Raw genomic sequence first — 20,182 nt, 5'->3', positions numbered from 1 at the left:
CCTTCCTGGAGACACCGATGACCATCACCTGGCGGAACGGCACGGCCCTGCCGATGGCCCGGCCGCGCTACTTCGACTACCAGTTCCTGCGCGCGGCCGACCTCGCGCAGGGCCTCGACTACCTGCTGTCCCGGCAGAACCTGCTGACCCGCGCCCAGTCGCCCTCCGGCGTGCTGTCCGGGCTGGCGGTCAACCCCGCGGGCGGCGACGTCGTCGTCACCGCCGGCGTCGCCGTGGACGCCGACGGCATGCCGATCGTGCTGCCCGACGACACCCGCCTCACGCTCCCCGGCGACGGCACGCACGTCCTGACGCTCACGCTGCTGGAACGGGAGACCGACGTCAACGGCGACGGCGGCGTCGCCCGCGCGACCCGCCTCACCGAGGAGGGGCTGCTGAGGTTCGCGGCGTCCCCGCCGTCCGACCCGGGCCGCTCGCTCGTCCTCGCGTCCGTCACCCGGCAGGGCGGCACCGTGACGGTCGACACCTCGTCCCGCGCCGCCGCCGGGCTCCGCGTGCTCAGCGGCGCGATCACACCGACGGCCGGGAACACCCGCCGCTCCGGCATCCAGTGGCCCTCCGACCCCGGCGGCGGCTCCGGCGACGAGGCGTTCCTCCGCTACTACGTCCGCGGCGGTGAGGAGACGACCCTGCTCATCGGCGTCAACAACGACGCCGGCGACACGATCGACTTCCTCCAGGGCGGCGCCGAACGGCTCCGCATCTCCGGCGGCATGCTCCACCTCGGCTCGATCAACGGCACGACCGTCAACAGCGGCCAGGTCGTCTCCGCGCTCGGCTTCTGGGGCCACGGCGTCCAGCACGGCCAACTCTCCTTCCGCGCCGGGCGCGGCTTCGAGCTCATCGACCCCAGCACCAACTGGCCCTCCCTCGACTACGCCTTCGGCTCCCGCCCCTACGCCGACCTGCACGCGCGCGACGTCACCGCCGCCGCGATCGTCGGACGGGGCAACGCGCTGACCGTCCGCGGCGGCACCACGTTCGAGAACGCCGTCGTGGCGCGCGGCGACCTCACCGTCCAGGCGAACCTGCTCGCGCAGGACGTGTACCACGCGCCCGGCAAGGCCATCCTCGGCCAGGGGCGGCTGCACATCGCGGGGGAGGAGCGCCTCTACCTGCTGAACAAGGGCGGCGTCCACATCAACGCCGACTGGGGCGGCGGCTCCCCGGCCGCCGGGACGCTCACCGTCGGCGCCCACACCAAGCCGTCCTGGAGCGGCGGCGGCATCAGCACGTTCGACCTGTTCGCCGACGGCGCCGTCTATGTCGGCAGCTACGAGCGCGACAACTGGCCGATCAAGCTGATGGCCGACGGCAACCTCTGGGCGGGCGCCAAGCACTTCCTCATCGACCACCCGGTCGAGCCCGCCGAACGCGACCTCGTCCACGCCGCCGTCGAAGGACCCGAGTACGCCGTCTACTACCGCGGTGAAGGCCGGCTCGCGGATGGCAAGGCCACCGTCGAACTGCCCGGCTACTTCGAGGCGCTCACCCGCCCGGACGGCCGCACCGTCCAGCTCACCCCGAAGTTCGAGGCCGACGAACCACTGTCGCCACTCGCCGCGTCCGCGGTGGCGGACGGCCGGTTCGCCGTCCGCACCGTGGACGGCGCCCCCGCGGACCACGGGTTCTACTGGGAGGTCAAGGCCGTCCGCGCCGACCTGGACGAACTCGCCGCCGAAGTCCCCAAGGGCACGCACTGAGGCGTGTCCCGCAGCCGGGCGGCCGGCCCGGGGACACGCGCTAGTCGGGACGCGGGGCGCGGGCGACGACGAGCGCGGCGAGTTCGGCGCGGCTGCGCACCCGCATCTTCGCGAACACCCGCTTCAGATGCGTCTCCACGGTGTACCGCGAGATGAACACGCGCTCGGCGATCTGCGGGTTCGTGAGCCCCTCGGCGATCAGCACGGCGATGTTCCGCTCCGTCGGCGTCAGCGCCTGCCACCCGTGCGCCGGACGGTCCACGCGCCGCCGCCGTGCCCCGGGCCGCACCCCGAGCGCCCGCAGCGCGGCGGTGGCGCGGGCCGCCTCCCGCCGCGCCCCCAGCGCCTCGTAGCGCTCCAACGCCTCGGCGAGCATCCGCCGCGCGTCCGCCGCCCGGCCGTCCCGGGCCAGCGCCACCGCGGCGCTCTCCGCTGCCAGCCCGTGCTCGAACCCGCGCGCACCCTCCCGGTATGCCTCCACCGACGACACCAGCGCATCCGTGTCACCGCGGGCCAGCCCCTCGCAGTGCAGCCGGAGGCCCTCCGCGGTCGACGTGCCCGCGTGCTCCGCGTACTCGGCGACCTCATCGGTGACGGTGTCCGCGACCCGCCCGTCACCGACCGCCGCCGCGAGCCGTACCGCGTCCAGTGCGGGCAGCCGGTTGCCGAGCATCCGGCAGCCGTTCAGCGCCCGCCACGCCCGCGCCGCCGCCCGCGCAGCCGCGTCCGCCTCGCCCCTCGCCTCCAGCAGCAGCGCCCCGATCCACAGCGACCAGCCCCGCCCGGTCGCGAACTCGGGCGCGTCGGCCGCCGCCAGCGCCGCCTCCGTCTTCGCCGCCATCCGCCCCGCCGTCCGCAGATCGTCCCGCGCCAGCGCGATCCGGCCGATCACCGTCTCGGCGAAGAACAGCCAGCGGGTGCCGATCTCCTCGTCCATCACGAGACCGGACTCCGCCTCCGCCAGCGCCGTCTCCCAGTCGCCGAAATGGAACCCCCGGAGCGCCTTCACACCCGGCACGTACGGCCGGAAACTCAGCGCGCCGACCTCCTCCATGAGCGCGTGCCCCTCGTTCAGCACCCGCTCCGCGTCGTCCGGACGGTCCGCGTCCAGCAGCACGAACCCGACCGGGATGTGCGGGAACAGGAACGCTCCAGGCGCGGGCCGCGAATCCCCGACCGCGACCAGGCCCCGCTCGCCGAGATCCAGCGCCTCCTTCAACTTCCCCTCCGCGGCCAGCGCCAGCGCCAGCGTCGTCACCGCCGCGCCGAGCGCCTGCTCGTACTCCGGCCCCAGCGCCGCGTCTCGGATCCGCTCCGCCCGCGCCCGCCCGCCCGCGACATCCCCCGCGAAGATCAGCGCGTAGGCGGTTCGCGCCTCGAACAACGCCCGCACCGCGCCACCGGGCACCAGCTCCGCGATCGCGCCTAACGCCCGCGCCGCCTCCGCCCAGCGCCCCTGCCGCGACAGCGCCCGCGCCTGCCCGCTCCGCAACCGGATCTCGTCCTCCACCGACAGGCACCCCGCCGGGATCGCCGCCGCCAGCTCCCGCGCCTCCGCGAACCGCCCCTCCAACCCCAGCAGCGGCACCAGGTCCGCGCGCACCGCGGCACCGCGCGCCCCGTCGCCGCTCGCCAACTCCAACCCCCGCTCCAGCAACCGGACGGCCGTCCCCACCGAGTACGCCGACACCTCCTCCGCCGCCTTCCGCAGCCACGCGATCGCCTCCGGATCACCCGGCTGCGCACCCTCCGCGAGCTGCACCGCCACCTGCGCGGCCGGCGCCCCCGCCGCCGCGAGCGCCTCCCCCGCCTCATGATGCAGCCGCCGCCGGATCGCCGACGGCAAACTCTCGTACAGCGCGTCCCGCATCATCGGATGCCGGAACGCCAGCACGTCCCCGCGATCCCCGACCAGCCCGTGCGACACCGCGTCGTTCAACTGCGGCAGCAACCCCGCCAGCGGCCTGTCCAGTACCGTCGCGAGATCACCCGGCGCGAACGACGTCCCCAGCACCGACGCGATCTGCAGCAGCTCCACCGTCGCCGCGGGCAACTGCCCGAACCGCCGCACGATCACCTGCCGCAGGCTCGGCGGCAGTGGACCGTCCCCGCCGTCCGCGACACCATCGCCCACCACCACCGCCCCCTGCTCCTGCAACGCCCGCAGCAACTGCACCGCGAACAGTGGATTCCCGCCCGCCGCCGCCAACCGCCGCCGCAGCGCCCGCGACGGTGGCGCCCCCAGCACCCGCTCGCACAGCGCGCCGATCGCCTCCTCGCCCAGACGCTCCACCCGCAGCACCTCCGCCCCGCGCGACGTCACCCGGTCGAGCAGCGCCGCCAACTCCGCACTCCGCGGACGAGCACGGAACGTTCCCACCAGCAGCAGCGGCGACGACCCCAGATGCCGGACGACCGCGTCGAACGCCCGCAGCGTCTCCTGATCCGCCCAATGCAGATCCTCCAGCGCGAGCACCACCGGCCCCTCCGCCGCCAGCCGCTCCAACCCCGCCAGCAGACCCTCGATCACCTGAAGCCCGCGCAGCCCCTTCTCCGCCGGACTCCCCGCCGGCACGGGCACCCCGTCCTCGGCACCCCCCGCGTCCGGCGCCAGCAGCCCGTCCCCCGCCGGCGCCGCCAGCGCCTCCGCGAGCGCCCCGAACGGCCGACTCCCGCCCATCGCGTCCGCCGTCCCCGACAATGTCCGCGCACCCCGCCCCCGCGCCCGCGCGAGCAGCGCCTCCAGCAGGAACGTCTTACCGATCCCCGGCTCACCCTCCAGGAAGACGATCTCCCGCGAACCCCCGACGCCCCGCTCCAGAACCTCCGTCAATCTGCCGAGCTCCGCATCCCGCCCGATGAGGAAATCCGGTCCCCCCACGGCCACCTCTCCGCAACCACCGCATGAGATTCCCACGACCCAAGAAATCGTCCCCCGTTTCCCCGCCCCAAGGACCCGGCTGGCCGATCCCGGACGGGCTTATCGCATTGCTCTCGGCGGTCGGCGCTGGCGCGCCTCCCTTCAACGGCAATGCGGCGATCGCTGGCATCGCTCCGGCTCGCCTGGCGGCTCACTTCGCGATCAAGTTCTCGCTCCCCAGCGATCTGTCCACCAGTAGGGCCAGAGCAGCGACCTCGTTGGCGCTGAGAACGCCGGCGTCGACCCTGGCCGGCAGGAGCGCGGCGCAGCACGCCGCACGCCGGCGATCCTCGGTGAGCGTGGCGTCGGTTGGCCGATCAGCCAGAGAACGTGCTGGCTGGCAGTCCTGTACCTGCCGAAATTACGTCCGTGCAGGTGAGACCTGCAGGGCGTGGGTTCTGGCGCAAGGCTTAATCGGTTCGCAGCGACGGGGGCGAGGCGGTCGTCGCGAGATGATGAGCGGCTTTGCTGTTGCGACTGGCCTACTTGACCGTGGCGAACACCTTCGCGGCCCTCCGCCTTCTCCCGATGACCGATCGGGACAAGGACGCCGAAATCTTGGTGTTGGGGCCCCAGATCGCCGTGCTGGAGCGCCACTGGCCGGGAAGAGGATGCGGTTCACTGCGGTGGATCGGGCGCTGCTGGCGGCGTTGGTCGACTCTGACGCCCACGCCTGCCTGGTCCGGGCGATCCGCGCGACGCGGCCCGAGGCGCGGCGACAGCGGCGCCGCCTCCACTAACCGGGCCCCCTGCTCACACGCGCCCCAGTCTGCCCAGCCGTGGATCACGCGGGAGGCCGACACCATTCCGCTGATCGTGACCGGGGAGGACCTTTTGACCGAGCGGCACAGAAGACCAGTCGATCAAGGTCGATGGAAGTCGATCGGGGAGCCTCTCACCTGCGGAAATCTCCGGGGGAGTCGTGGGGAGTCGAGAGGGGTCCGACCACGGTGGCTCCCTGATTGGCTCCCCAGGGCACCCCGCCTAGGGTCTTCTACCACGAACAAATCACGGTCCGAGGCCTCTCCGCCTCTGATGCACCGTGGGTATTCGTGTGTGCGTGTCGATGGAGTTGGTGAGGCAACGCGTCAGCCGCCATAGTCCCCGGAAGCGGGCGCTGTGGGCGAGGAGACCCTGACAGCAATACCCTGCGGATTAAAAGTCCGCAAATCTCATATCAGAGCAGTGCTCTTAGTGTCGGGGTGTACTGCTCTGTCCACATCCAACTCCATTTCTATACCGTGCCATGTCGCGTGGTGCTGCCCTGGTTCAGAACCGTCGAGCAGGTAGCGAGCCGACCTGGTCGACGGCAACGGCGGTGGGGCGGGTGGGGACCTTGAGGTGAGGCTTGGGCCGGTCTGCTCCCGGGGAGGGAGGAGGGGACTGGGCGCTGTTGCCGCGCCGTCCGGCTGTGGGCAGTGTCTTCTTCGTCGGCGCGCCGAGGGGTCCGGGGCGGGGCCCGCATTAGGTTCGGGGGTGAGGCGGGCTCCTGGACTCATGGAAGGTGGGGCTCATGAGCGGTAACGCACCGGAGGTATGGATCTCGGCGGCTGAAGGCGACCTGATCCGTGCTGATGCGATCGTTGTCCTGCGTCTGGACAGGACCGGCCGGCTGACCGTGCAGCTGCGCGACGAGGCGAAGGTCAGCGTGTCCTTGTTGGAGGGGTCGTCGGGCGATGGCCGTCCGCCCGCGGACTTCCACCGCCGGCTGGTCCGGATGATCGCCGAGGTCGCGGACTCCGGGAGCGCGCAGCTGATCAGTGCGCGTCATGTCGACGGGGGTTGGCGCTGGGTCAGCGAACCCTTGTGAGCGGAGGCGCACGCTCGACCCCTGTCGCCGGGGCGCAGGGCTTGTGCCCTCATACGGGGACGCGGAGGGCGAGGAGGGCGACGTCGTCCTCGCCGCTGAGTTCCATGCGTTCCAGGAGTTGGTCGCACAGGTCGGACACGGGGAGCCGGGCCAGGTGGGCGCTGTGGCGGCGAAGGCTGGTGAGGCTGTCGGTCAGGTCGGTGCCGCGGGTCTCGATGAGGCCGTCGGTGTAGAGCAGCAGGGTGGACAGCGGCGGCAGTTCTCGAGTGCCGTCGGGGCGGCCACCGGTGAGGGTGGGGTTGCCGAGCAGCATTCCGTGCTCTTCGAGGAAGGTCGTGGCGCCGTCATGTGTGATCAGGAGCGGCGGGGGGTGGCCCGCGTTGCACCAGCGCAGTTGCCAGGATCCGGCGGCGGTCTTCTCGACGCGGGCGAACACGGCGGTGGCGAGTTCGGCGTCGCTGACGGCGTCCATCACCGCGTCCAGGCGCTCCAGGACGGTGCTCGGGGGCGCGGCGAGGTCCCAGGCCAGGGCCCTGAGCATGTTGCGGACCTGCGCCATGCGGGACGCCGCGCGCAGGTCGTGGCCCATGATGTCGCCGATGACCAGCCCGGTGGCGCCGTCGGCGAGAGGGAACGCGTCGTACCAGTCGCCGCCGACCCAGCTGGCCAAGGCGGCGGGCAGGTACCGGGCCTGGAGTTGCAGGTCGTCCGGTTGGGGCAGAGGGGTGAGCAGGCTGCGCTGCATGGCTTCGGCGGTGTTCCGTTGGGCGGTGTACAGCCGGGCGTTGGCCAGGACGAGTCCGGTACGGCGCGCGATGTCCTCCACGACGAGCCGGTCGTCAGGACCGTAGCCGTGACCGGGGCGCGAGTAGCCCAGGGTCAGCGCGCCGTAGGTCTCGCCCCGGGCCGCCAGGGGGGTGATGATCACGTTGTGGGCGTCCATGGCCCGGAAGAGCTCGTGCTGCGCGGCGGTGAGCGGCTCGTCGGAGTACGGCCGGGCATCGTCGCCGCTGATGACCAGGGTCGTGCCGCCGTGCAGCACTCGCGCGAGGGGGCCGCGCGGGGACCGGGGGAGTGGCGGCAGTGGCCCTTCCAGGTGAGCGATGTCGGCGGGGGAGAACTCGCGGTGGGTCGCGGCCACCCGCTCGACGCGTCCGTCTGGGATGAGCAGGTCGACCTCCGCCCAGTCACCGAGCGCGGGGACCGCCAGCCGGACCAGCCGCCGCAGCACCTCGCTCTCGTCCAGGGTGGACGACAGCACGGTGGTGATCTCGGCGACCAGCTCCAACCGGGAGTTGGCCCGCCGCGCCTGCTCCATCCGGTCGTGCTGTTCCCGCTCGATCCGGAGTGGCTGGGTCGCGTCCTGCAGCACGATGACCGCTCCGGTCACCGTCCCGGCTTCGCGTCCCTCCGCGCCCGGCTCGCCGGCGTAGATCGGGGCGGATGACCAGGCCAGCATCACCGGGTGTCCGTCGCGATGGGTGAACGAGTCAGCTCCGGCGTCGACGGGGACACCGGCCCGCAGTACACGCAGGATGCGGTGGTCCCGCCGCGGATGGGCACCGCCCTCGGCGACGCGGTGCAGGAACCGCTCCACTGGCCGTCCCAGCGCCTCCTCGGCGGTGTGGCCCAGCAGGTGCCGGGCACAGGGACTCCAGGCCGTGATCATGCCGGTTGTGCTGATCGCCACGATCGCTGAGTTCATCGCATCGCCCGGGCCCGCGTGGTCCGCGCCGACCCGGGCGTGCGGCCGCCCGCTCATCTGCTCCTCCTGGTCGGACATCAGGATCCCTGCCCCTCGCGGCCACCGGAACACCTCGACCCCGCGGGGGCAGGGCCGATCTGCCGATGGTGCGCCCACCGGAGGCGTCCCCCGTACCTGCGCGGTCGCCTCCGCTCGGCCGGTTCAGGAGACGATCAGAGAGACGACGGCGACGACCGCGCAGACCGCGACCAGCGCGATGGCCATGCCTGCGGCGAGGCCCTTCATCAGCGAGAGGTATTCGTCTTTCATCGTCATCGGCTCGCCTCGGAGTTCGATGGACCTCTCGTCGGGGTCGCCGGTGCGAAGAGCACGCGGCGGGGGATCACGCGTCCGCCCGATCAGTGAACGTCCCGCGCCGTCCGGTACGACCCGCCTGGTCGGACACGGTGCGCTCTGGCGCCATACCCGTGGCGTCCAGAGTCCCGGCGGTCATGCCGCGGCCGCGGCCCGCACCCCCGGAGCCGTCTGGACCACAAGTACGCGGTCCAGACCCGTGAGGTGGAGGAGTTCGGTGGGCTGCCGGTTCGCGGCACTGAGGCGGACGGTGATCCCAAGTCCTGCGGCGCGGCGCTGGATGCCGACTAGGACGGCGAGGCCGGCCTCGCCGCAAGACGACACCTCACCCAGGTCGAGTATCAGTAGCCGGCCGCTGGAACGCAGCACTCCCAGCAGGTGCTCGCGCAGCGCCGGCGCAGCTCCGGAGTCCAAGGTGCCGTGCAGCGCGACGATGGTGTGGCCGGGGCGCCGGTGGGCGGGCGTCCGCACCTCGGCGGGTACTGCGGTCAGGCCGTCGACAGTGGACGCGGCGGTCATGGTGCTCACTGATGATCTCCGATCACGGAACGCCCTGCGGACCCGGGAGGTAGGAGATGAATGACACCGAATCGCGTGGCACGGGAGGCGAGGTTCTCCTCCGCATCACATCGCCGCCCGGGACCGCCGCCTGGCGACATAAGTGAATCGAGCACTGTGCGGGCCATCTCGAAGGCCCCGTTCTCGGTCCGTCGAGGACCGGGTCGTGATCGCCGGAGACGGCGCCGACTTGGCGGCCCGCGCACGAAGTGCCTCCGGTGCCACTGAGCCTACGCCACCGGGCCCCGCCTGAGGGTGCTGTCGGCGATCGAGGTCAGGAGTGCCACCGCCCTGAGCCGGCTCATCGCGATGGGTGGGCCTGTTCGTTCGGGGTATGAGCTGGCCACTCCTCCGGAATCACGGGCACGAACGCCGGGCGCCCCTCCCCGGGCGGCAAGCCGATGCAGAAGGACGGGGCACGCTGTGGGCACGATAGATCGCATGCTGCGGTTACTCGGTCTCACCAGACCACCCCGGCCCGAACCAGCATCCGGACCACCGCTGGCAGCCGCGCGGTACCGGGAGCAGAGCGCGACGAACTGCGCGACGCTCTGCAGGCGCTCGGCGGTGTACCGGCCCATCGCCTCGACAGGCTGCGCTCACGCTGACCCCGGCGGCCACCGTCGGAGCCGGTGAGGCGATCGAGCCACGTCGGGCCACGACAGCTCTTCTCACACCTGGTCTTCCCGCCACGCTCGATGACCAGGAAGCCGGACGGGGCGGAAATGCGATGGAAATCCACCGCCGTCAAACCCGCGAAATCCAAAGACAGAAGAAGAAATGTCGAAAACTTGGGCAGACATTACTCCAGGTTTTTGAGGCGTCGAGGATTGGCGACTAGAGTTATCGATATCCGGCAAAGACGACATCCCCGCCCTTGAGGGTGATCCGCCACACCGGCTCGTTCGCTGATCGGAACCGCCCCGCTTGCCGGGTTCTGCCGCATCACCCCGCATCTGCGGGGGAGCCCCAGACCTGTCGGCCGGTCCGTCCGATCGACAGCTCACCCAGAGGAGCCGCCTCGCGGTTCCGGGGGGAGGGGAATAGTCCATGCGCACCACCGCGGAACCGATCACGACCGGCGGGCTCCCGCCGCCCCCGGCCCCCCGGCTCGCCCTGCAGCCGTCCGCCCCGCTCATGCGCCACCGTTCAGGGCGGGGACGCGCGCTTCTGGACGGCGCCTGGTGGCCCCGCTCGGCCGATCCGGTCGCCGAACTGCCCGCGTTGCTGCTGGCCTTGCGGGCCCACGGCCCACCTGGCGACCGCCAGCCGATCAGCCACGTCCTGCTGCGGGCGGCCGACTGGCACACCCATCCGCGCCGCCTGCTCGTCAACGGCCCCAACGACACCCGCGAGGTCCTGCTGAGCTGGTTCGACAACCTGCCCGCCGGGCTGCTCACCGCGATCTACGCCGACGGCCGCCGCATCGACCTGCTCACCGTCCCGGCCGCCACCGGCCACACGGCGGCCCAGGCGGCCCTGGACAAGGCCGCCGATCGGCTGACCGCGTGAACCGTCAATGCCGCGCTGACCCGCGGACACGACCGGCACGGCCGAATTCATCCACCCCGCGATCGGAAATCGCCATGACCGGCGGCAAGCCCACGACCGTATGCACCCGGTACTCCGGCCCCACCCGGTTCACCGCCGTCAGCCGATCCCGGGCCGTCGCCAGGGCCACCGCGCCTTCCCCCGGACGTCCGGGCATCACCATCGTCGCCTTGCGGGGCGATCTCGACATGGCTTCCGCCCCCGCACTGGGCGAGCGACTTCTCACCGCACTGCCCCAAAGCGCCCGGCTGCTGATCCTCGACCTGCGCGAGGTGACCTTCTGCGACGCGGCCGGGCTGACCATGCTGATCGGCATCCAGCGCGATGCCACCGAACTCGGCATCAGCCTTTACCTGTCCGACCCCCGCCCGCAGGTCGCCAAACTGTTGCGCATAACCGGCCTGGACCGCGGCCTCAACGTCCACCCAGGCTCCTCCCGCCACGCCCCGGATGCTCCAGGCAGCTGATGCGGTCGAACTGGAAATCCACGGCGCCCGCCAGACCGCCCGCCGTCCGGTCGATCAGAACGGCGGCCGGCCGGACCGGCGTGGTGGCCGCCCGGTGCGTTCGGTGCTGCGGCCGGGCTCCCGCGGCGGGCGGAGCGAGCGCACCGCCGCGGGCCGGCGTCCTTCAATCCATCAAGGAAGTGGTCTGCGATGCCGGAACACCCGCCCCACCTACCCGCGGACGGCGGGCCCCCGGACTTCAGCGTGCTGGCCGATGGGCTGATCCGCCAGGCGTTCACCGTCAGCATGGACTTGCACCAAGACCTCGCCCGGCTCAGCCCACACGACGGTGACGACCATCCGCCCCGGCGGCAGCGCGACGGCAGGCCCGGTCGGCCTGCCGCTGCGGCGCCGGCCCATCGCCAGGTGACCCCCGCTGAGGCCGAGCGGCTACGCAGGACACTGCGGCAGGCGATCGGCACACTGGACGAGATCATCCACGGCATCCGCGCCGCGGCGCTCGCCCACGCCATCGCCCAGGCGCCGCCGGCCCCATCGACCACGACCTTCGCACCCGACGGGAGACTCGGTGCCGCACGCCACCGCCGCTGGACGGCGGAACGGCCGCACTGAGGCCATCGGCGTCCCTGCCTTCCGGGACGGGCCGGGCCGGCGCTCCCTCGTCGACCTCGGCTCCCCGGCCATGACGAAGTTCACCGGCAGGGTGGACGCGGGGCCGCCGTCCCGGCTCAGGCGATCCGGCCGACCGCGAGGTCCTGCGGCAGGGCAGGACAGGTGTCGGCATCGAGGGCCTGCGGTCCGGCGCTCATGGTGTCTCGATTCTGGTGCCCGCCTCGCCGGTGAGCAGGGCGGGCGCGTCGGCGAGGGAACCGATGACCGCCGCGGCGCCGGGACGCTGCTCGGCGAAGCGACAGGCGGCTTCCGCCTTCGGCCCCATGGAACCGCTCGGGAGGTCCATCGCGCGCAGCCGGGCCGGGGTGATGAGGCCGACGGGACGGGCGTCCGCGGTGCCGTAGCCGGCCATCACGGCAGGAACGTCGGTGAGCAACATCAGCGTGTCCGCCTTCAGGCGCGCGGCGAGGAGCGCGGCCGTGAGGTCCTTGTCGACCACCGCCTCGACACCGTGGTGGTCCGGGTCGATCGGGACGCCTCCGCCGCCGGCCGCGATCACCACGCAGCCGTCGTCGACGAGCCGCCGCATGGCCGCGAGTTCCACGATGTCGCGCGGTTCGGGGGAGGGGACGACCCTCCGCCACATGCGGCCGTCCGGGCGCATCGCCCAGCCCCGGGCGTCCCGCAGCCGCCGTGCCTCGGCCGGTGGGTAGCCGCGGCCGATGAACTTGGTCGGGTCGCGGAAGGCGGAATCGGCCGGGTCGACCAGGGTCTCGGTGAGCAGGGCGACGACCTCCCGGTGGGGAAGGACGCGGCGGAGCTCGCGGATCAGCCAGTAGCCGATCATGCCCTGGGTCGCGGCGCCGAGGGCGTCGAGCGGGTAGGGCGCGGCGAGTTCCGGGTCCGCGGCGCTCTCGATCGCCAGTAGCCCCACCTGCGGACCGTTCCCGTGCGTGACGATCAGATCGTTGCCGTCCGCCAGAGCCGCGAGGCCGCGGACGGCCTCGCGGACATGCGCGATCTGGACGGCGGCGTCAAGGGGTTCCCCGCGCTGGAGCAGCGCGTTGCCCCCGAGCGCGGCGACGATCCTCATCGTCGGCCTTCCAACTGGTCGGTCAGGAGGGCGTAGAGGACGGCCTGTGTGGCGGGCAGCCGGTTGGCGGCCTGCCTGAAGGCCAGCGACCGTCCGCCGTCGATGACGGCCGCGGTGACCTCCTCGCCGCGATGGGCGGGCAGGCAGTGCATGAACACGGCGTCCTCACCCGCACCGTTCATGAGGTCCTGGTCGACCCGGTACGCGGCGAACACGGAGCGGCGGCGCGCGCGTTCGTCTTCGGAATCTCCCATGGACAGCCAGACGTCGGTGTAGACGACGCTTGCGCCACTGGCCGCCGCGGCGGGGTCATGCGTCACCACGATGCTTCCGCCGCGCCGTTCGGCTTCGGCCCTGGCGGACGCGAGGGCCTCCTCTTGGGGCAGGTAACCGTCCGGGGCGGCGATGGCCATCTCCATGCCGGCGACCGCCGCGGCCTCCATCAGGCTGCGGGCGACGTTGTTGCCACCGTCGCCGACGTAGGCGATGCGGTGGCCGTGCAACTCACCGAAGTGCTCCCTGACGGTCAGCAGGTCGGCGACGGCCTGCAGCGGATGGTGCCCGTCGGTCAGCGCGTTGACCACCGGGATCGGGGCGGCGGCCGCCAGTTCCTCGACGTCGGTGTCGGCGAAAGTGCGGATGACGATCGCGGCGGCGTAGGAGCCCACCACCCGGGCGGTGTCGGCGATGGTCTCGCCGCGCCGCAGCTGCAGTTCGTCCGGCCCGACCGTGACGGGTACGCCGCCGAGTCGCGCGACCGCCGCCGCGGTGGACAGGCGGGTTCGGGTGGACGGCTTGGCGAAGTACATCGGGACGATGCGGCCGGCCAGCAGCTCGTGCGCCGAGCCCGGCTCGTCCTGGAAGCCGGTGGCCAGCTTCAGCAGCATGACCAGGTCGTCGGCGCTGAGGTCGGCGGTGCGGAGCAGGTCTTTCATGGGGTCACCTCGTCGCGGTGCAGGGGGCAGGACATGCATCGGGGGCCGCCTCTACCGCGGCCGAGTTCGCTGCCGGGGATGGTGATGACCTCGATTCCGTGGTGGCGGAGCATGGTGTTGGTGGTGACGTTGCGCTCGTAGGCGACGACGACGCCGGGTGCGACGGCCAGGACGTTGTCGCCGTCGTCCCACTGCTCGCGCTCGGCGGCGCGGACGTCCTGATCGGCGGTCAGGACGCGGACGTGCGGCAGGTCGAGGGCGCGGGCGATGGCGGGGAACAGCGCCTCGTTCTCGTGCACCAGCACCTCGGTGCCCCGGCCGGGCGTGAGCGTGTAGGACCGCAGCGGCGGCAGCCCGCGGTAGACGGTGAAGGCGTCCCGGTCGACCATGGTCATGACGGTGTCCAGGTGCATGAACGCCCGCCGCCGGGGCAGCTGGGCGGCGATGACGCGGTGCGCGGCGCCCTCGGCGAACAGCCACCGGGCGAGCAGCTCGATGGCCTGCGGTGTCGTCCGCTCGCTCATGCCGATCAGGACCAGGCCCTTGCCGAGGACGTGGATGTCGCCGCCTTCGAGCGTGGGGAGGGCGAAGTCCGCGCCCGGATACCAGACGGGCTGGTGCTGCTCGGCGAACATCGGGTGGTACCGGTAGATCGCGTCGAGATGGAGGGTCTCGCGGCGGCGGGCGGGCTTGGCCATCGGATGCAGGGTGACGCCGCCGTACACCCAGGCCGACGGGTCGCGGGTGAACAGGTGGTTGGGCAGCGGCGGCAGGACGAAGTCGCCGTCGTCGAGCGAGGCCAGCAGCAGGCTGTGGACGGCCAGGCCCATCTCCGCCTTCGTCAGCCCGCCGATGAGGTGCCGGGCGAGGGTGTCGGGGTCGAGGCCGTCCAGCGCGGCCCGGACGGGGCCGGCCAGCGTCGGCCCAAGCACGGTCTCGGCGGCGGTGTGGTCCAGCACGTGCGCCCGCGCCTGGTCGTTCTTGAGGGTCTCGGCCAGCAGGTCGGCGACGTAGAACACCTGGACGCCGCGCTCGCGCAGAGTGTCGGCGAACACGTCGTGCTCCTGCCGGGCGCGCTTGGCCCACAGCACCTCGTCGAAGAGCAGGTCGTCCTTGTTGGCCGGAGTGAGGCGGAGCAGTTCCAGGTCGGGGCGGTGCAGCAGCACCTGCCGCAGCCGCCCGACCTCGGAGGAAACGGTGAACAAGGGATCTTTCCTTTCGGAGGGCGGTTCAGGCGGCCTTGGCGGGCGGTTCGGGCTCGCTTCCGACGGCCTTGAGCGGAGTGCGAGCGTCGCGGTACTTCAGCCACGCGTAGACGGGGAATCCGGCGAAGACCAGCAGCGTGCCCTTGAAGACGACCTCCTGGCCGGCGCCGGAGATCGCCCACACCGAGTAGCCGAACGCCAGCAGCGCGATCACCGCGTCGCGGGCGAGCCGGCGCCCGGAGAACGCGGCATGGTCGGTGGCGAGCAGCACCAGTTCGGCGGCCGCCGCGTAGGCGTAGGGGATGACGGTGGTGAGGGTGGCGAGCAGGATCACGAAGGTGAACTGGTCGACCAGGCTCGCGTTGTAGTTCATCGCCATCAGCGCCGTCACCAGCACACTGGAGATCACCAGCCCGGCGACCGGGGTGCCGCCGCGTCCGGTGCGGGCGAAGATCCGCGGGAACAGCCCGTCGCGCGCGGCGGCGAACGGCACCTGGCCCTGCAGCAGGATCCACCCGTTCAGCGCCCCGAACGCGCTGATCGCGGCGCCCGCCGCGACGAGGTCGGCGGCCCAGCCGCCGAACGCCGCGTCCGCGGCGTCCGCGAACGGCGCCGTCGAGCCGGCCAGCGCGGCGGCGGGCACCAGGCCGAGCACGGCGACGGTGCCGAGGATGTAGATCAGCGCGGTGACGGCGGTGCCGGCGATGGTGGCCCTCGGGATGGTCTTCTCCGGGTTCTCCACGTCCTCCGCCGGAACGGTGGCCGACTCCAGGCCGATGAACGACCACAGCGTCAGCGCCGCGGCGGCGGTGACCGCCGAGAACGCGCCCTCGCCGCTGCCGTTGAACGGCCCGAAGTTGGCGGACTTGATGAAGAACAGCCCGCCGACCGCGATCAGCAGCAGCGGAACCAGCTTCACCACAGTCGTCACGACCTGGACCGCGCCGCCCTGCCGGACGCCGTAAGCGTTGACGCCGGTCAGCAGCCAGATCACCGCGATCCCCACCACGGCCGCCAGGGCCCTCTCGGTGGCCAGCGCGTGCCAGAAGTGGGCCAGGTAGCCGACGAACGCCACCGCGATCGCCGCGTTCCCAGCCCAGACCGCGATCCAGTAGCCCCAGGCCGTCTGGAAACCGACGAAGTCGCCGAACGCCTGCCGCGCGTAGGCGTAGGGCCCGCCCGTCCGCGGGTAGGCGCGGGCCAGGCGGGCGAACACCAGTGCCAGCAGCACGGCGCCCAAACTGGTGAACACCCAGGCGATCAGGCTGATGGGGCCGTACTCGGCCAGCGAACTGGGCAGCAGGAAGACACCTGATCCGATCATGTTGCCCACGACGAGGGCGGAGGCCATCCAGAAACCCAGTCTTCGGCGGGGGGATTGCGTGCGCATGAGCGTCTCCTCGATGAGCGGCCTGCGTGCCGCGACACTCAGTCGATCATCGGCGGCCCGCCCGATCGCCGGTCATCCGTCCCCAAGCCTCCGGACCAAGGTCCCGCCCCGTGGAGACAATCGGCCGCTGCCCCGCACAATGACGGGCTGTTGGACGCGGCTCTCGCGCACGCCACCGGACCTGCCCGCCGAAACGGACGTCGTCGAGGCCGCATGACGCCCGTTCCGCACCCGTCGGTTCGCCGAAAGGCGCATGCTGGTCCACGCTGTGCCGACGGGCACTTCCGTCGGCATCGATTACGTCAGCGGCGAGGGCCCGGACGCGGCCGGTGTGAAAGTCCCGTTCGTAGTGAGTTCGCCCGCCCTCGTGTCTGGCTGCGGCGTTTCTCAATGGTTTATAGGCGGCTGTCCATACTGTTCCAGTGATCATCTTGCTGCCTGGGAAAAGCGGAACGGGATTCAGAGATATGGCCCGCGCCGTGGTGTGATCAGGGCAGGATGCCTTCTTGAGGGGACGGATCGGTGGCCGGGCTCATGTCGGCCGTGGATCCGGCTCCTGGTCCGGCGTCGGCGGCACACCGAGAGGCCCGCGCGGAGGGCCGTGAATCCCGGGGCCGTCGATGCCCACGGCCATACCTCGTCGTTTCTGCATCATTAGTTCCTTCGGGATTCGTTGAATCCATCGGCGGGGTTGCCTGTACGGAGAGCACGCGGCGCGGCTCGCCGATCGTGGCCGTCGGGACGGGCCGAGTTGGCACCAGGGCAGTTGCGCTTCTGGCGCGACGGCGCCCCGACTTCTTCCAGGTGCCGTACCTCCTCTGCTTCCGCCAATTTCAAGGTGCTGTCCGGGCCGTCGCTACCTGTAGCCCTACGCCGCACCCTTGGTCGGCCTGTACTGGAAGGAAGTGCCAAGGACATGTGCGGCGTATGACACGGGCGGGTGCTAACGGCAGCCCTGCTCCGGGGCTCGGGTGAGGGAAGTATGCGCGGCTGCGTGCGGAGGACATCGCAGTGACCGCGCGGACCAGAACCGTGCGGCTGCGCGCCAAGCACCACCAGGTTCGTATGGTCGCCCTGATTGCCGGCTCCGTCACGCGGAACCAGTACTTGCTCCGGTTACTCCACTGTGGAGGCCCGCGATCCGAGAGCGCTGGGGCACCAAGGGCGCCTGCACGGCGGGCGGGGCACGCCGTCCGGCGCACAGCCGGTCCACCTGTCGGTCTCTGGCACTGCGCTGGTGTAGGACGCGAAGCGCTCGGGATCGCGACCCCCACAACGATTGGGCGTTGCCTACTCCGACAGGCAAGGGCCAGCGTTTTGTGGCCCAGACCGTGAAATCCTCGGCCGCATGGAGAACGGCGGCTATCGATTGAGCCGGTGACGTTCGGCTTGCCGGAAGATGTCTGGAACGGGCTGGCTCTGCACAGGGCGGCGAATGATGCCGCGCTGTGGAGACGCCCGCGGCGATGAGCAGGACCGCGGCAGTCTCGGGACCGACTCGATAGCAGCCCGCCACGCCGGATGGCAGGTGGTGATGGCGGCGGCGATCTGAGCTTTGAGGTCGTCGATCTCTTGGGGCAGACGCAGGATCCGTCGAGCCAGTGACCGCAGCGTGTGACCAGTCGGGGCGCCGGTGGTCGTGGCCGCGGCAGGTTCCAGGACGGCGCAGCGACGAATCGGCGGCGGAGGCGGCGGTCTGCGTGGTGGGCGAAGCCGGGCGACAGTGTGTTCGACCAGTGATCTCCGGTGGGGGTAGGCGGCTTGCCAATCCGGTGCGCCGGTTTCCGAAGCTGGCTTTGACACGCGAAGGGGGAGCCGCGGCCCTTCACCCCGCGACTCCCCGAAACCTACACCTTGCCCTGTGTCACTCGCAGCACCTCACCGCGACCCGCCCCCAGCAGGTGACGCGCCACCATCAGCCCCTCTTGTCCATAGTGCAGATGCACTAGCGCAAGATCCACCACATCAGTCTCCGCCCTCCGACGATCGTTCACCTCGCGCTCCCGGATCGACTCCGTACGCGTCACCACCGCCCTGACGACCGACCACACCAGGTCCAGCACATCCACGGTCACCTCCAGCGCATCACCCGTCCCCGCCAGGGACAGGCCGTCAGAATCGCGCTGCACCACCTCCCAGGCCGTTCTCGCTTGCTGGTAAAGCGCCTCGAGCGTCACCTCCACCGTGTCCGGCCCAGACACGTCCGGCCCAGACACGTCCGGCCCGGTCACCGGACATCTCCTGCAACGTGTGACACTGCGGGCCCGGCCTTACGTGCTGCGGCCCGCCCGTACCACAGGTGCTCGACCTGTTCACGGCTGTAACGGTGTATACCGCCCTGTGCGCGATCACTCGCCAGCTTTCCTCTGTTGCCCCAGCGCACCACTGTGTTGCGACGCACACTTAACATGTGCGCAGCCTCACCGGAAGTAAGAGTCCGCCCAGGACCGAAGTCGCACCCGTCGACCATCACCCGGGCAGCGATCATCCGTTCTCCCACACCGATCCCCTCTGTCATTGAAGGCGACCACGGCGGGAGCAGACCCATGCAGATCCACCCCACGCATGGCAAGAACAAGCCGCGCATGCTTGATACGCGCACGCGCCCATCGAACTTCCCGGCCCGCCAGCACTTCCGAGGACCGCCACGGCGAGAACACGCGTATCAGCCCGCTGGTACAGCAACTCGGCGTCGGACCGCTTCAGGAGAGATCACGACACCGCAACTCGGTCAAGACGGCCTTTCCGCCCTTATAGTCGAAGCGCGAACCCCACCGTGTGACGGACTCGGCGACCGTGCGCAGGCCCCAACTGCCCTGACTGAGCGTCTCGGTCTCCTTGAAGACCGGAAGGGGTCTGTCCCCGTCCCAGGCCTCCACGACATACGCGCTACCGGAAGTGTAGGCGTTCACCGTGCCCAGCTCCGTTTTTGCGTGAATCACGGCATCTGGTCGCCAGTTCGATTGCGACCAGCCGAGCTGAGCACGCATCGACTGGCCACCCCTTGGCAGCGATCTTCACGACTGATCAAGAGCGGCCTTGACACTGGCCGGTTCAGCTTTCAGATAGATCATCTAGAGAGCTTCAATGGTTGGTTTTACCGACTGTGTCTTGATAGTGACTGGTCTGCGGGGTGAGCGGGTTACCTCTGGTGGATGCGGTATGGGCGGGGGCGCCGATGTCGGTGAACCGGTGACGGCGGGCCTGGCAGACGGGAGGGACGGCAGCGCTGGCCTCCAAGGGCGCCAGTGGCGCGAAATGCAAAGTGACCGGCGATCAGGTGAAGCTCCTGGAGGAGGCGTTGGAGGCCGGTCCGGCCGCGCACGGCTGGACCGAGGCAAAGGCACTACCGGGGGACGACGCGGACGCACACCGGTCGTGCGCGTCACCGCCCGCGGCACCCACCGGAGGGGTTCGACGAAGGCGACTACATCCGCTTACTGGACGCCGCTCACCAGCATCTCGGCGGACCGATCGTCGTCGTTTGGGATGGCCTCAACACCCACCGCTCGGCCCGGATGCGCCGCTACCTGGCCGCCCGGGACTGGCTCACCGTCTTCTAACTGCCGCCCTACGCCCCCGAACTCAACCCCGTCGAAAGCGTCTGGGCACACCTGAAACGGTCTCTGGCCAACCCCGCCAAGCACGCCATCGACCAGCTCATGACGCTCATCAAGACCCGCCTGAAACGCGTCCAGCGCCGGCCCGCCCTACTCAACGGCCTCCTCGCCGGCACACACCTACCACTCTGGTAACCCCAACTCTTGAAGCTCTCCAGTCCGGAGTCGCGCGCCGGCTGGACGACTCGACGATGGTGTGTCCTGGATCACAGTCCGCCACTCGGTCTGTGCGGTGAGC

At 71.1% G+C, this 20,182-nt stretch carries 16 protein-coding genes; 6 read left to right on the top strand and 10 right to left on the bottom strand.

Annotated features, from left to right (window positions below; all coding sequences use genetic code 11):
* Positions 1 to 17 precede the first annotated feature (17 nt).
* Positions 18 to 1,724 carry a hypothetical protein gene (locus BJY14_RS03835; RefSeq protein ID WP_179842326.1) on the top strand — a complete coding sequence of 569 codons (1,707 nt, stop codon included), beginning with the start codon at positions 18 to 20 and terminating at the stop codon, positions 1,722 to 1,724.
* A gap of 40 nt (positions 1,725 to 1,764) precedes the next feature.
* On the opposite strand, the gene BJY14_RS47100 is transcribed toward BJY14_RS03835, so the two are convergent.
* Positions 1,765 to 4,605: an ATP-binding protein gene (locus tag BJY14_RS47100; protein ID WP_312878957.1), complete on the bottom strand. Its 2,841-nt coding sequence runs from the start codon at positions 4,603 to 4,605 to the stop codon at positions 1,765 to 1,767.
* A 1,552-nt stretch (positions 4,606 to 6,157) separates the two neighbouring features.
* On the opposite strand from BJY14_RS47100, the gene BJY14_RS03825 reads away from it, so the two are divergent.
* On the top strand, positions 6,158 to 6,454 hold the full coding sequence (locus BJY14_RS03825; RefSeq protein ID WP_179842324.1) for a hypothetical protein: 297 nt from the start codon (positions 6,158 to 6,160) through the stop codon (positions 6,452 to 6,454).
* A gap of 49 nt (positions 6,455 to 6,503) precedes the next feature.
* Here the strand turns inward: BJY14_RS03825 and BJY14_RS03820 are convergent, their stop codons facing one another.
* Together BJY14_RS03820 and BJY14_RS03815 are read right to left on the bottom strand one after the other, a co-directional pair.
* Positions 6,504 to 8,237, bottom strand: coding sequence for a GAF domain-containing SpoIIE family protein phosphatase (locus tag BJY14_RS03820; protein WP_179842323.1), 1,734 nt, complete (start codon positions 8,235 to 8,237; stop codon positions 6,504 to 6,506).
* 411 nt (positions 8,238 to 8,648) lie between these two features.
* Entirely contained in the window at positions 8,649 to 9,032 is a 384-nt protein-coding gene (locus BJY14_RS03815; protein ID WP_246396476.1) for an STAS domain-containing protein, read from the bottom strand.
* A 1,089-nt stretch (positions 9,033 to 10,121) separates the two neighbouring features.
* Here BJY14_RS03815 and BJY14_RS03810 point away from each other — a divergent pair.
* From BJY14_RS03810 to BJY14_RS03800, 3 genes are all read left to right on the top strand, one after another.
* Complete coding sequence (locus BJY14_RS03810) at positions 10,122 to 10,583, top strand: DUF5994 family protein (RefSeq protein ID WP_179842321.1); 462 nt, start codon at positions 10,122 to 10,124, stop codon at positions 10,581 to 10,583.
* A 74-nt stretch (positions 10,584 to 10,657) separates the two neighbouring features.
* Positions 10,658 to 11,089, top strand: coding sequence for an STAS domain-containing protein (locus BJY14_RS03805; RefSeq protein WP_179842320.1), 432 nt, complete (start codon positions 10,658 to 10,660; stop codon positions 11,087 to 11,089).
* Positions 11,090 to 11,278: 189 nt separating this feature from the next.
* Complete coding sequence (locus BJY14_RS03800; protein WP_179842319.1) at positions 11,279 to 11,701, top strand: hypothetical protein; 423 nt, start codon at positions 11,279 to 11,281, stop codon at positions 11,699 to 11,701.
* Positions 11,702 to 11,894: 193 nt separating this feature from the next.
* On the opposite strand, the gene BJY14_RS03795 is transcribed toward BJY14_RS03800, so the two are convergent.
* The 7 genes from BJY14_RS03795 to BJY14_RS03765 all read right to left on the bottom strand — a co-directional run bounded on the left by BJY14_RS03795 (position 11,895) and on the right by BJY14_RS03765 (position 19,314).
* A complete protein-coding gene (locus BJY14_RS03795) occupies positions 11,895 to 12,794 on the bottom strand; it encodes a carbamate kinase (protein WP_179842318.1) in 900 nt (299 codons plus the stop codon).
* Positions 12,791 to 13,729: an ornithine carbamoyltransferase gene (argF, locus tag BJY14_RS03790; RefSeq protein WP_179842317.1), complete on the bottom strand. Its 939-nt coding sequence runs from the start codon at positions 13,727 to 13,729 to the stop codon at positions 12,791 to 12,793. Before argF ends, BJY14_RS03795 begins: the two co-directional genes overlap by 4 nt.
* Positions 13,726 to 14,934, bottom strand: a complete 1,209-nt coding sequence (locus BJY14_RS03785; protein WP_179842316.1) for an arginine deiminase — start codon at positions 14,932 to 14,934, stop codon at positions 13,726 to 13,728. Before BJY14_RS03785 ends, argF begins: the two co-directional genes overlap by 4 nt.
* Before the next feature lie 25 nt (positions 14,935 to 14,959).
* A complete protein-coding gene (locus BJY14_RS03780) occupies positions 14,960 to 16,324 on the bottom strand; it encodes an amino acid permease (protein ID WP_179842315.1) in 1,365 nt (454 codons plus the stop codon).
* 1,847 nt (positions 16,325 to 18,171) lie between these two features.
* Complete coding sequence (locus tag BJY14_RS03775) at positions 18,172 to 18,555, bottom strand: hypothetical protein (RefSeq protein ID WP_179842314.1); 384 nt, start codon at positions 18,553 to 18,555, stop codon at positions 18,172 to 18,174.
* Positions 18,552 to 18,794 carry a helix-turn-helix domain-containing protein gene (locus BJY14_RS47645; protein WP_353831856.1) on the bottom strand — a complete coding sequence of 81 codons (243 nt, stop codon included), beginning with the start codon at positions 18,792 to 18,794 and terminating at the stop codon, positions 18,552 to 18,554. Before BJY14_RS47645 ends, BJY14_RS03775 begins: the two co-directional genes overlap by 4 nt.
* Positions 18,795 to 19,026: 232 nt before the next feature.
* Positions 19,027 to 19,314 carry a hypothetical protein gene (locus BJY14_RS03765; protein WP_179842312.1) on the bottom strand — a complete coding sequence of 96 codons (288 nt, stop codon included), beginning with the start codon at positions 19,312 to 19,314 and terminating at the stop codon, positions 19,027 to 19,029.
* Positions 19,315 to 19,887: 573 nt separating this feature from the next.
* Between BJY14_RS03765 and BJY14_RS47640 the strand changes: the two genes are divergently transcribed.
* Positions 19,888 to 20,079 (top strand): transposase, encoded by a 192-nt coding sequence (locus BJY14_RS47640; protein WP_218905967.1) that lies wholly within the window; start codon positions 19,888 to 19,890, stop codon positions 20,077 to 20,079.
* Positions 20,080 to 20,182 lie beyond the last annotated feature (103 nt).

The organism is Actinomadura luteofluorescens (genome assembly GCF_013409365.1).
GTDB lineage: Bacteria > Actinomycetota > Actinomycetes > Streptosporangiales > Streptosporangiaceae > Spirillospora > Spirillospora luteofluorescens.
Note: the sequence above shows the minus strand (reverse complement) of the source record. Positions and strands in the feature narration are given on the sequence as shown.